A 13,144-nucleotide genomic window follows, 5' to 3' on the forward strand; every position below is an offset into this window, starting at 1 on the left:
CTCACCAGGACACTACACCGGTTTTACCATAATGGCGCCCTTCATTTCTGAAAGCGCCCGCCAGCACCCTCTGAACCTTCTGCATCTTTACCCTCACACCGTCCTGCCCCATGTACTAAAAAAGCACCGCCGGAGCGGTGCTTTTTCTTTATTTCTTATCCCTTATGATGTTCAATAGCTGCTTTTACCAGTCCCACAAAGAGGGGATGCGGACGGTTGGGGCGGCTCTTGAATTCCGGATGGGCCTGGGTTGCTTCGAAGTAGGGATGATCCTTCAGTTCGATGGTTTCTACCAGTCTTCCATCAGGGCTGGTGCCGCAGATGGACAGGCCTGCCTTTTCCAGTTCAGGACGGAGCGCATTGGATACTTCGTATCTATGACGATGTCTTTCGTATACGATTTCCTGGCCGCCGTAGAGTTCCCTAGCTTTGGAGCCTTCTGTCAGCTTGCAGGGATAAATGCCCAGGCGCATGGTGCCGCCTTTTTCTGTGACATCTTCCTGGTCAGGCATGAGGTCAATAACCGGATAAGGAGTTTCTGCATCAAATTCGGTGGAGTTGGCGTCCTTCATGCCGCATACATCTCTGGCGAATTCGATAACGGCGCACTGCATGCCCAGGCAGAGGCCCAGGAAGGGGATGCCGTTGGTGCGGGCATAGCGGATGGTTTCGATTTTGCCTTCTACACCGCGGTAGCCGAAGCCTCCCGGTACAACGATGCCGTCGATGCCTTTGAAGACTTCCCGGAGATCCGGTTTTTCTTCTTCCAGTACTTCGGAATTAATCCAGTGAATATTCACCTTGGTGCCGAAGGCATAGCCTGCATGGGAAAGGGCTTCCACTACGGAGAGATAGGCATCATGAAGTTCCACATATTTTCCGACCAGGGCAATATCCACTTCCTTGTCGGCGGAAAGGATGCGGTTCACCATGGCTTTCCAGTCGTCCATGTCGCAGGGGCTGTCATCCAGTCCCAGTTTTTCCAGAGCAATGCGGTCAAGGCCTTCTTCCTGGAGCAGGAGAGGCACTTCGTAAATGCTCTTGGCAGTGAGGTTGTTGATGACGGCGTTCGGTTCCACGTCGCAGAAGAGCGCAATCTTTCTCTTCATGTCATCAGACAGGGCCTTTACGGTACGGCATACGATCACATCCGGCTGAATACCGATGGAGCGCAGTTCCTTGACCGAGTGCTGGGTCGGTTTGGTTTTCAGTTCATCGGCTGCTTCGATGTAGGGCACCAGGGTAACGTGGATATAGAGCACATCGTTTCTGTTAGGCACATCCTTCTTGACCTGGCGGATGGCTTCCAGGAAGGGCAGGGATTCGATATCCCCCACGGTGCCGCCGATTTCCGTAATGACAATATCCGCATTGTCATTTCTGCCCACACGGAGCACCCGGTCCTTGATTTCATTGGTAATATGCGGAATGACCTGGATGGTGGAACCCAGGTATTCCCCTTTTCTTTCCTTATTGATGACGGACTGGTAAACTTTACCGGTGGTCACATTGGAGGCTTTGGAAAGGTTTTCATCAATAAAGCGTTCATAATGGCCGAGATCCAGGTCTGTTTCGGCACCGTCGTCGGTTACGAAGACTTCGCCGTGCTGGTAGGGGCTCATGGTGCCCGGGTCAATATTGATGTAGGGATCAAATTTCTGGATGGTAACCTTGTATCCTCTGTTCTTCAGAAGTCTTCCAAGGGATGCTGCTGTAATGCCTTTGCCCAGGGAAGAAACAACGCCGCCGGTTACGAAGATGTATTTAGTCATGGGACCTCCTTATGAAATGGTTTGATCAAAGGGAAAGAAATGAATCACATATGCTCCGGTGCCGAAAGCCCCAAAATATGAAGGGCATGGACCAGAACGTACTGTACCGCTGTAATGAGTCCCAGTCTGGCCTGGGTGGTTTCACTGTCTACGCCGAGAATTCTGCATTCCCTGTAGAAGTGATGGAAAAGGGCTGCCAGCTCATAGGCATACTTGGCAATCCGCTGAGGTGCTCTTTCCGCAGCAGCACCGGCTATGATCTGGTGGTAATTTTCCATTTTCTTTATCAGATTCAGTTCACATTCTTCTTTCAGTTTTGTGAAATCCACAGCTTCAAAACGGCTGTCCCAGGAAATGCCGGCCTCCCGGGCCTGCTGGAACAGACTGTGGATACGGGCATTGGCATACTGGATATAGTATACCGGGTTTTCATTGGAATGCTTCTTGGCCAGATCGATATCAAAATCCATCTGGGAGTCCAGGGTGCGGGCGCAGAAGAAATAGCGGGCCGCATCGGTGCCGACTTCATCCATCAGTTCCCGCAGGGTCACTGCCTGGCCGGTGCGCTTGGACATCTTCACCGGCTGTCCGTCACGGAGAAGGGTTACCATCTGGAGCAGCATGATTTCAAAATCATCGGGATTGTATCCCAGGAACTTCATGGCTGTTTTCAGACGGATAATGTACCCGTGATGGTCAGCACCCCAGATATCAATGAGCTTGTTATAGCCTCTTCTGATTTTATTTCCCACATAGGCAATATCAGAGCAGAAATAGGTAGGCACACCATTGGTGCGGATAACCACGCGGTCCTTGTCATCCCCGTTTTTCGTGGTGCGGAGCCACAGGGCGCCATCCTTTTCATACATATTATCTTCATCTTTCAGTACTTTCAATGCCTGATTGACCTGGTCAGGATAGAGAGACTTTTCAGAGAACCAGTTGTCAAAGTCCACATTGAAATCGTGAAGATCCTTTTTCAGGGCTGCCAGCTTTTCCTTCAGGCCCAGATCCTTGAAAATGGCCAGTCTTTCCTTTTCGTCCATGTCCAGATATTTCTTTCCGTCCCGTTCCATGATGTGACGGGCGGTTTCAATGATATCCTGTCCATGGTAGCCGTCTTCCGGAATTTCCGCATCAATGCCGTTCAGCTGGAGATAGCGGGCATTGATGGATTCTGCCAGGTGATCGATCTGGTTTCCTGCATCGTTCACATAATATTCGGCCAGTACATCATAGCCTGCCGCCCGAAGCAGGTTCACCAGGGCCGAACCATAGGCAGCGCCCCGGGCATGACCGATATGGAGAGGTCCTGTGGGGTTGGCGGAAACGTATTCCACCAGAATGCGGTCTTTCTGTGTCTTCGGCAGATCGCCGTAGGAAGGACCGGCTGCCAGGATATTCTTCAATTCGCTGTACACCGTATCCCGGGCCAGGAAGAAATTGATAAATCCGGCTCCTGCAATTTCCATGCGGGATACCAGCGGTGTATCCATATGCTTCACAATGGATTCGGCAATCATGCGGGGTGCCTTGTGAGCCGTTCTTGCCCACTGCATGGCCGCATTGGTAGAATAATCGCCAAATTCCTTTTCCTTCGGCACTTCCAGCCGCTGCACCGGAGCATAGGTGCCTTCCGGCAGCTCTCCTGCAGCGACGGCTTCATTCTTCGCCTTCTCAATGAGTTCTTTCAGTTCTTCTCTGACTTCCATGAATATTCCGGATCCTCCCGAACATCAACAATAATTTCATTCAAATGGGTAAAGAGGCCTTCCAGTTCCACATCATAAGAAAGACGCATGCGCCCTTTTCCGTCGACAATGGAATTTTCGATCTCCCTGGTTTCTACAGTCACCTTCAGTGCCCCCATGGGAGTCACATACCCTGACACGGTTTTCTTTCCCAGCCGGTACTCCTGATTCTGCAGGAAACTGCCGTCCCGGATCAGATTGACGTGGTCATCATACATGCGAAGGGTGGTGGTGGTGCCTTCCATGCCCGCCAGCTTCGTTTCCCGGTAGGTCACATACTTCATGTCTCCTTCTTCTCCGTAAATACCCGGAGTTTCCAGGGAAATCGTCTCATCCTTCCCGTTCTCATCCCGCTGCAGGGATGTCACACTGATAATGACATGCTTCTCCAACACCAATCGCCTCCCCGGCCTGCAAAATATCTACTCTATTATATCATAGATACCCTCTTTTTCAGAAGAATTCTATAAATACAATACTGCCCATTATATCATGAAAGAAAAGGGACTGGCAAGGGTTCTGAAGTATAGAGACCGCCGTGAATTTTTCCGATTTTCCTCTTTTTTCCCCATGAAAAAACCGGGTGCTGCCCGGTTTTTTACGATTTCTTTATGATTTCTTTCCGATCCTTCTGGCTTTATAGGCTTTCAGCTTGGCATCCCGAATGGCCAGATGGTTGAAATATTTCTTTGTTTCCGCCGTAATCACACCGGAAAGTCCCAGAAGGGCAATCAGGTTCGGAATCGCCATAAGGCCGTTTACAATATCCGCCAGGGACCAGATGGCTTCCAGCTTGAGGAATACGGCAGAGGCCAGAATGACAATGTAGCCGATACGATACAGCTTGATGGTTTTTGTACCGAAAAGGTATTCCCAGCACCGTTCGCCGTAGTAGTTCCAGCCGATAATGGTGGTGAAGGCGAAAAGCGTAAGGGAAATGGTCAGAATGAAAGGTGCCAGGCTTCCGTAGGTGGTTGCAAAGGCAGCCTGGGTCATTTCCGCCCCGTTCGTGGTTCCGGTCCATACGCCGGATACGATGATGGTGAGCCCTGTCAGGGTGCAGATAATGATGGTATCAATGAAGGTACCGGTCATGGAAATCAGCCCCTGCTCTGCAGGCCACTTGGTTTTGGCTGCTGCTGCCACGATAGGTGCAGAGCCCAGGCCGGATTCATTGGAATAAAGGCCTCTTGCAATACCGCTTCGAATGGTGAGCATAATGCCGGCCCCCGCAAAGCCGCCGGCAGCAGCGGTGCCGTTGAAGGCTCCTCTGATCACTTCTCCCACCGCATGAGGAAGCTCCGATGCATTTAATGCCAGGAAAATCACCGTTACAATGAAGTAAATTACCGCCATGGCCGGCACGATTTTAGAGGCAGTCTTGGAAATGGACTGCAGGCCGCCAAAGGTAATGATGGCTACCAGAATGGTAACAATGGCACAGGTAATATAGGTGGAAACGCCAAATCCCGCATTGACGGAAGATACGATGGCATTCATCTGGGTGGTGGTGCCGCTGCCCAGCATAGCCGTCATAATGCCGAAAAGGGCAAACGCCACAGCCAGCGGCTTCCATTTCTTTCCCAGTCCCATTTCAATATAGTACATAGGACCGCCGGCAATGTTTCCCTGGTCATCCACCTGGCGGAACTTCACTGCCAGGCAGCCTTCGGAAAACTTGGTCGCCATACCGAAGAAAGCGGCCAGCCACATCCAGAACAGCGCTCCCGGGCCGCCGAGCTTGATGGCCGTAGCCACGCCTACAATATTGCCGGTGCCCACTGTTGCCGCCAGCGCCGTGCAGAGAGCTTTGAAGGAATCAATATCCCCGTCCCCCTTGTTCCGGGCAAAGAAGATCAGCTTCAGCGCCCGCGGCAGCTTCATCACCTGCAGGAAACCCAGCCGGCAGGAAAGATATACACCTGTCCCTACCAGCAGAATCAGGAGCCAGGGCCCCCAGACAATACTGTCAACCTCATTCAATACATCCACTAACATACCATGACCTCCCCTGTTCCCGGATTTTTCTTCCGAAAAATCCACTACCCCGTACGTGCGGCTTCCCGGGCAAAACGCCCACCGCCCATGATGTATTTCATCATGCCGTGAGCGCCTTTCCGGAGAGCCGGTCCTGCTTCCATTCCTACACAATAAAACCGCCGGCTCAGTAAAATAAAACAGAGCCGGCGGTTATTGGTTACAATGACCGCCCGGCTCTGTCCTTTTGCCTGAGAGATTACAGCCGGGTCATCCCGGCCTGTGCACCTTCGGCGCCCGGGATTTTCCCGGGGCTCTCCAGAGTTTTGTCCGCATGCAGTTTCGTGTTCCGCAGAACGCCTGATAGTGTTACTCCTTCGGCAGACCTTATGGTCTTTTTCCACATGCATCATCCACCTATGAAGTTATAGTTATTATAAAATATAAAAAAGAAATAAACAATAGCGGAATCGGGCCTTTTCAGAAGGAAAACTTATGCCCGCTTCAATCCTTTTCCGTGGCATTCACTACCACTGACACTGCAGCGTCGCCGGTGATATTGAGGCAGGTACGGAACATATCCAGCACACGGTCGATACCGGCCACCAGAGCCAGGCCTTCCATGGGAAGTCCCACGGACTGCAGCACCATGGCCAGCATGATGAGCCCTGCCCCCGGGACGCCGGCGGTGCCGATGGAGGCCAGAGTTCCCGTCAAGACGATCATCATCATCTGGTCCAAAGTCAGCGGAATGCCAAACACATTGGCGATAAAGAGAGAGCAGATCCCCATGTACAGCGCCGTACCATCCATATTGATGGTTGCCCCCAGCGGCAGGACGAAGGATGCAATATCCCTCTTCACTCCCAGCTTTGTCTGCACATTCTGCATATTAACCGGCAGTGTGCCTGCAGAAGAACAGGTGGTAAAGGCAATGGCCATGGCTTCCGACATGCCGCGGAAGAAGGTCAGAGGACTCATATGAGCTGCTGCCATGGTCATGGAAGAATAGACGCATACTGCGTGAATGACGCTGCCTACAGCCATACAGAGAATGACTGACAGAAGAGGCAGGAGCACTTTCGGGCCGTTCTGCACCACCACAGGAAGGAGAAGGCAGAATACGCCCACCGGCGCTGTCTTCATGATCATGCCGATGATCTTGTAGCATACTTCTGCGCATGCATCAAAGAAGGAAATCAGGATTTCCGCCCGTTTGCCGCCTACGGAAACAATGCCTGCCCCCACAAACAGAGCAAAAATAATGACCGGAAGGATATCCGCCTTTGCCATGGATGCAATCGGATTGGCAGGAATCATATTCACGAACACCTGCATAATCGTAGGCGCTTCCTTCACCTTCGGTGCAGCCGCATCAGCAGGAAGGGCCATGCCCAGCCCCGGCTGTGCCACGCCGGCTACCACAAACCCGATCACAATGGCGATAGCAGTAGTCACCATGTAAATGCAGAGCGTCTTCACGCCGATGCGGCCCAGCTTCTTCATATCCCCCATGGATGTCATGCCCACTACCAGAGAACAGAACACCACAGGAACAATCATCATTTTAATCAGGTTGATAAACATGGTGCCCACAGGCGCTATCCATGTCTTCACCGGCCCTGCGGCCCCGTCCCCCAGAACCAGTCCCACAACCACGGACAGAACCAGGGAAATAAAAATTTGTACAGATAGATTCATCTCGTGCCCTCCCTCAAACATTACACCCGGAAAGCGCCGGTGCATCGGCAGATCTGGTTTCATGAGTCTCTGTATCCAGGGAAAGATCCGTTGATTCCTTCCGCTGCATACAGTCCGATCACCGGCTGCATCAGCGCTTTCACCGTATCCCCATGACAGGTGAATACCGGTATTCTTTTATTATAGGTGAATATATATCCTATGACAAATATATTTCTAAAATCTTTTATACATTTCTATATATAATGAAATGGGATAGTCAATAGGATATGAAAATAATACTCTTTGAATTATAATTCATGAGATATGGACGGTTTGACTATTAATCAGAGCCGTTGGACGTAAACGGTTTCCGGATTTAACAGGCCCTGCGGGGTACTCGCAGCAATAAAAATCCTCACACTCACAAAAGTCCCGGTCTTCATAAGAAGGCCGGGACTTCACAGGACTACAGGTAATCAGATTTTCACGGATTCATGAGCCGTATTCTGAGCCAGTGCTTTTTTAGCAGCCTTTTCCTGACGGATAACTTCCTGGAAGGAGAAAACTTCTTCCTTAATCACAGGAGACAGGACAAGAATGGAAATCAGGTTCGGGATAGCCATGAGCGCATTGGCGATATCGGAGAGATTCCATACCAGATCCAGAGTCTGGGTAGCGCCTACAAATACCACAAGGGAGAAAGCTACGCGGTAAATGATATTGTATTTATGGGTGCCGAAGAGATATTCCCAGGCTTTTTCACCGTTGTATTCCCAGCCGAGGATGGTGGAGAAAGCGAAGAGGATAATGCCGATGGAAACGATGTAGCTGCCTGCGATTCCCAGATGGGTGGAGAAGGCAGCCATGGTAAGACCTACGCCGGTCAGAGGCTTTCCGTCAGCGCCTGCCGTACCGAGGACGCCGGAGGAAGCAATGGTAAGGCCTGTAATGGAGCATACAATAATGGTATCAATGAAAGTACCGGTCATGGAAATGTAACCCTGTCTTGCAGGACGATCGGTGGTGGAAGCAGCGGCGGAAATTGCAGCGGAGCCCAGGCCGGCTTCATTGGAGAAGCAGCCTCTTGCCACGCCGAAGCGGACTGCATTCATGACGGAAACGGTAATGGTACCTACTACGCCGCCTTCTACAGCGGAAGGATCAAAGGCCATCATCAGGATCAGATAGAGGCCGTGAGGAATATTTTCATAGTTAATGGCAATGCAGAGCAGACCTGCCAGGATGTAGAAAGCAGCCATACCCGGAACCACCACGGAAGAAACCTTGGAAATCGAAGTAATGCCCCCTACGATGACAGCCAGGGTCAGCACGGTGAGTACGGCTCCCACGATAGTGGTGGAAATGCCGAATGTCGTCTGCACTGCGGTACTGATGGAGTTGGCCTGGGTCATGTTGCCGATGCCGAAGGAAGCAATCACGGCAAAGAAGGCAAAGAGTGTGCCCATCACAAGGCCGGCTTTCCGGTTCTTGAAACCATTCTTCATGGTGAACATGGGGCCGCCCTTCATTTCGCCCTTGGCATTCACTTCACGATACTTGAAGCCAAGCATACATTCGGAAAACTTGGTGGACAGTCCGAAGCAGGCAGAGAGCCACATCCACACCAGGGCACCGGGGCCGCCGGCAAACATGGCGGTAGCTACACCTACGATATTACCGGTGCCGATGGTTGCTGCCAGCGCTGTCATGAGCGCAGAAAAAGGCGATACGTCGCCGCTTCCGTGGCTGGTGGTGCGGGCTTCATGACCGAATACGCTCTTCAGCGCATAGGGCAGATTGCGCCAGGTCAGAAAGCGCAGGCTTACAGTCATGTAAATGCCTGTGCCTACCAGCAGAATCAGCATGACAGGTCCCCATACGAACCCGTCAATGGTACCGACAAGTTGATTGATCTGTGCCATATCCATAATAATGTCCCCCTTGTTTCCCGTAATTGTTGTCCTATAAACAAAAAATCGCCGCACTCAGGCTCTTAAAGAGACTGAAGCTGGCGTAACAGAAAACACGGGAGTTACCCATGTGCCAGCCCTGTCCTTTTGCCTGAGAGATTCGGGATTTCTACGGGTGAAATCCCTTTACACCTTCGGCTCCCAATTGAATGGGACTCTCCAGAGTTGTGTCCGTACACAGTTTCGTGTTCTCCTGAACGCCTGATAGTATTACTCCTTCGGCAGACCGCCTTTCAGCTGTCATTTTTCAGTGTACATCATCCACCGCTATGTAATTCTCAACCGCTTCCCGCTTTGTCTGAATTCCCGCCGGAAACTGATTTACTCAAATTATACACTGTCTGTCGAATAATGCAATATGGTCAATTATATTCATTTATCATAGATTTTCTCCTTTTTTATTTACTTTTCGCATAAATCATCCGGAAAATGAATATTTCCGGGCCGGTCCTCTTCTATATCCATCAGAATCCATTAGAAAGAACTCTTTCTTACATATTTTTTCTCTTTTTGTTACAATGATATAAATAATTTGTAAAATCTACGAAAAGAGGAACTCTATGGACACAAACAGGATCCGGTCTATGGCCGAGCAGATCATCCGGGAGAATCCCAAACGCCGGATTCTTGATTTCACACTGGAAGGGCAGAAATACTGGATCAAGAGGAAACTGGGAAACGGACGGAACCAGCTGGTGAAATATTCCGTGGAAAAAGAATACTACTATGAAATCGCCCGCATGACCATTGCAGGCCGGTCCCACCCCGAGCTGATCCCGTCGATTCAGGTACTGACCCCCGACTACATGGTCACTCTGGACGGCGGGCCCACACTGAAAAAAGTACTGGACTCCCGGCTTCCGGAGGAGGAAAAAGAATCCATCCTGGAGGAAACCGGCGCCGCCCTGGCTGCCCTTCATGCAGACCAGATCATCCACGGCCGCCCGGCCCTTCGGGATATTACCTATAAAGACGGTCGGCTCACCTTCCTGGACTGGGAAAACCGGCTGTACTCCAAAGACCGGGAAGAACAGAAGGCCATTGATTTCCTCCTTCTTCTCCAGGGCATCTGCCGGGAGAACTACGCGGAAGAAAAAGGACGGCTGCAGGCTCTGAAGCAGGGATATCTGGAAAACGGCGGCAGAAATACGGTGGAAGAAGCCCGCCATTTCCTGCAGCGCCACGCATGCATCGGCTGGATCGTCCACCGCCTCTCCCCTTTTCAAATGAAAGATATTGAATCCGTCAGAAAGCTGTACGATGACCTGCTTTGACAGGAGATAAAGTTTCCGGTGGAAATGAACCTGCCCATTCATTTCCGCCGGATTTTTTTACGGGGAAATATCTTGGCTCCGCTGCGCAGGACATGACAGGAAAACAGATTGACAGACTGCTCAGGGCATAAGAAATATTCCCTCTTATCTCTATAAATTAACCTCTTGCCCCCAAAGCTCTACTTCTCTATACTTAAATTGAGGTATGATACCAGGGAGGATAGTATGCTCTTACTAGAACAGGAAAAAGAAAAATTCATAGACTGGTGCAGGGATCTGTCCCTGAAAGAAATCGTCCTGTATTTCTTCTGCGCCCTTTTTCTGCTGCTGATTGTCTGGGTTTATTACTATGCCCTGGGCATTACCGGACTTTTCCAGTGGTATCGCTTTGGAAGAAATATGGGAGAATGTTTCCTTCTGATTTTCCTTACAGAACTCATGACAGGAAAAAGCCTGCTTCATCCCTTCTGGCGGATCGGGTACATTCCCTTCTTCTCCTGGGTATTCATTTTTCCCTATGTGCTTACCCATGCGGTGAACGGCATGAAGGAACCTGCCTTCAACCACCTGAGTCCCTATTTTCTGACCGCCATAGGCACCCTGCTTCTGATTTTCTTCATTATGAACGTCATCTGCCGCGTTTACGTAGGACGAAACCTGGCCACACTCATCTGCCTGTGCGCAGTGTCGTTCTTCTCCTTCAGCTCTTTTATTTTCCTCACCCATTATGAATTCCTGGGAATCATGATGTCGCCGCAGGAAACCTTCTTTGCTCTTTACCAGCCGGTGCGCTGGTTCTATCGTATCGTCCTTCCCCATGTAGGCATGTTCAACCTGATTCTCATGGGAATCGGAATTACCGCCTTTCTCCTGCTGTACTGGAAATGGATTTATGAAAGCGCCTATGCTCTTTCCCCCCGCTGGATACGGAAAACGAAGAAATCCTATTCCTTTATCCACCGCATCCTCCAGTTTCTCGTCTTCTTCGGCTGCGCCTGGCTTCTGATACGCTGGCTCAGCGAATGCTTCCCCCTTCACGATTATGAAATGGCCAAGCAGTACAAGGAATATATCGATTTCATCCAGAATACAAGACTGTGAGAACGCCATGCCGGCAGGGCGCTGAGGGCTGCAGCGGAGGCCTCGATACATATAAAATGACACCGCAGGCGCCTGCTTTGCCCCATAAAGTGGACTTTATAACTCACCGGTCCGGCGGCCTTCAAACTATGCGGAAGGCAAAGCCTATCCCGGACAGAACCATGGCATCCCCGGGACATGAATCCCGGAGACCGTCCCAGCCTTCAACTGCAAAGCGGCGGTGAACCTTCGGGAATACAGGTCCGGTCTCTATGGCCCCCAATTTACGAAAGAAGTCTTATATTGGATAATACTGATAAAAATACCCTCTCCATCCGGGACAAAATGAAACTGATTCTGGATACTGGTCAGATGATGATGGAGAACGGCGCCGGCAGCAAACGCATCGTGCGGGATATGCTGCAGACCGCCGCCTACCTTGGCATTTACTGGGAAGATGTGCAGATCCACATTACCTACTCCACCATTATGATTAATGTGGATGACGGGAAAAAGGCCTATACCATGTTCCGCAAGTGCTACCGCCACGGCGTAAACATGACCACCATCCTGCAGACCAGCCGTACCAGCTGGCGGGCCCTCTACCAGAACGACCCCTACCATGTGTTTGTCACCCATCTTCATAAAATCCAGCAGAACTGCGGAAAGAGCCTCTACCCCGAATGGATGGTCATTCTGGCCATCGGCCTGGCATCCTCCGCTTTCTGTCTGATTTTCGGCGGCCATGCGGTGGAAGCTTTATACACCATGCTGGCTGCCATCACCGGCGCTCTGGTGCGGTTTATCTGCAGCCGCCTGGAAATCAACGGCTATGTCACCATTGCCGCTTCCGCCTTTGCCGCCACCGTCTGCGCCTATTTCACCATGTACCTGCCCGGTGCCATTTCTCCTTTTCTCCCCATCGTGGCCTGCGCCCTCACGCTGATTCCCGGTGTGCCCCTCATTAATGCGGTAGATGATTTCCTGAACAATTACCTTACCTCCGGCATGACCCGCATCACCCATACCCTGCTCATCATGCTGGCCATGACCTTCGGGATTGCCGGTGCTGCAGGCGTTACCGACGTTCCCAGCTTTACTGCCATCCGCATTGCACCGGAACACCTTTACCTGGCCCAGGCCCTGGCAGCCGCCATGGCCGCCCTGGGCTTTTCCGTCATGTTCAATGTGCCCAAACGATACATCCCCGCTGCCTGCCTGGGTGCCATCATTACGGTGGACGTGAGGGATGTCCTCATGGTTATCTTCCACTTCAGCATGGCCAGCTCCTCCTTCTTCGGCGCTGCCGTGCTGTCTCTCCTCTATTTCAGCATTTCCCGTTTCTTCCACGCCCCGGTCTTCGTGGTCACCATACCGGCCATCATCCCCCTCATTCCCGGCGTCCTCCTCTATCGTTTCCTTTTTGCCATCATTGATATTCAGCATATGAATATCCTGGAACTGCTCATCGCCCTGCAGACGGGAGTAGAAGCCATGCTCATCCTTCTCGGCATATCCCTGGGCGCCACCCTGCCGGATGTGCTGGGTCATCAGTACATCGAGCGCGCCAAGCGTAAAAAGCTGCAGAAACTTCTGGCCAAACGGGATACCAATATGGAAGAAGTCAAAGAAGCCGC

9 protein-coding genes and 2 riboswitches are annotated in these 13,144 nt (G+C 51.3%); of the genes, 3 read left to right on the plus strand and 6 right to left on the minus strand.

Features of this window, described 5'->3' with window-relative positions:
* Positions 1 to 155 precede the first annotated feature (155 nt).
* The 6 genes from ACI4N7_RS03810 to ACI4N7_RS03835 all read right to left on the minus strand — a co-directional run bounded on the left by ACI4N7_RS03810 (position 156) and on the right by ACI4N7_RS03835 (position 9,111).
* Positions 156 to 1,772, minus strand: a complete 1,617-nt coding sequence (locus ACI4N7_RS03810; protein WP_439732038.1) for a CTP synthase — start codon at positions 1,770 to 1,772, stop codon at positions 156 to 158.
* Positions 1,773 to 1,816: 44 nt separating this feature from the next.
* Entirely contained in the window at positions 1,817 to 3,484 is a 1,668-nt protein-coding gene (argS, locus tag ACI4N7_RS03815) for an arginine--tRNA ligase (RefSeq protein ID WP_439732039.1), read from the minus strand.
* Positions 3,463 to 3,918, minus strand: coding sequence for a DUF1934 domain-containing protein (locus ACI4N7_RS03820; RefSeq protein WP_439732040.1), 456 nt, complete (start codon positions 3,916 to 3,918; stop codon positions 3,463 to 3,465). The genes argS and ACI4N7_RS03820 overlap by 22 nt, the downstream gene beginning before the upstream one ends.
* 214 nt (positions 3,919 to 4,132) lie before the next feature.
* Positions 4,133 to 5,521 (minus strand): alanine/glycine:cation symporter family protein, encoded by a 1,389-nt coding sequence (locus ACI4N7_RS03825; RefSeq protein WP_439732041.1) that lies wholly within the window; start codon positions 5,519 to 5,521, stop codon positions 4,133 to 4,135.
* A 208-nt stretch (positions 5,522 to 5,729) separates the two neighbouring features.
* Positions 5,730 to 5,832, minus strand: a riboswitch (glycine riboswitch).
* 172 nt (positions 5,833 to 6,004) lie between these two features.
* Positions 6,005 to 7,201: a dicarboxylate/amino acid:cation symporter gene (locus ACI4N7_RS03830; protein ID WP_439732042.1), complete on the minus strand. Its 1,197-nt coding sequence runs from the start codon at positions 7,199 to 7,201 to the stop codon at positions 6,005 to 6,007.
* A 458-nt stretch (positions 7,202 to 7,659) separates the two neighbouring features.
* The gene (locus tag ACI4N7_RS03835; protein WP_439732043.1) at positions 7,660 to 9,111 is read right to left on the minus strand and encodes an alanine/glycine:cation symporter family protein; all 1,452 of its coding nucleotides are present in this window, start codon (positions 9,109 to 9,111) and stop codon (positions 7,660 to 7,662) included.
* Between the two features lie 111 nt (positions 9,112 to 9,222).
* Positions 9,223 to 9,326: riboswitch (glycine riboswitch) on the minus strand.
* A 387-nt stretch (positions 9,327 to 9,713) separates the two neighbouring features.
* Between ACI4N7_RS03835 and ACI4N7_RS03840 the strand changes: the two genes are divergently transcribed.
* The 3 genes from ACI4N7_RS03840 to ACI4N7_RS03850 form a co-directional block, all read left to right on the plus strand.
* Positions 9,714 to 10,427, plus strand: coding sequence for a hypothetical protein (locus ACI4N7_RS03840; protein WP_439732044.1), 714 nt, complete (start codon positions 9,714 to 9,716; stop codon positions 10,425 to 10,427).
* Between the two features lie 225 nt (positions 10,428 to 10,652).
* Entirely contained in the window at positions 10,653 to 11,528 is an 876-nt protein-coding gene (locus ACI4N7_RS03845; protein ID WP_439732045.1) for a hypothetical protein, read from the plus strand.
* Between the two features lie 282 nt (positions 11,529 to 11,810).
* A partial coding sequence (locus ACI4N7_RS03850; protein ID WP_439732046.1) for a threonine/serine ThrE exporter family protein occupies positions 11,811 to 13,144 on the plus strand: 1,334 nt, incomplete at its 3' end.

The sequence above is a fragment of the Dialister sp. genome, from assembly GCF_051885895.1.
Classification (GTDB): Bacteria; Bacillota; Negativicutes; order Veillonellales; family Dialisteraceae; genus Dialister.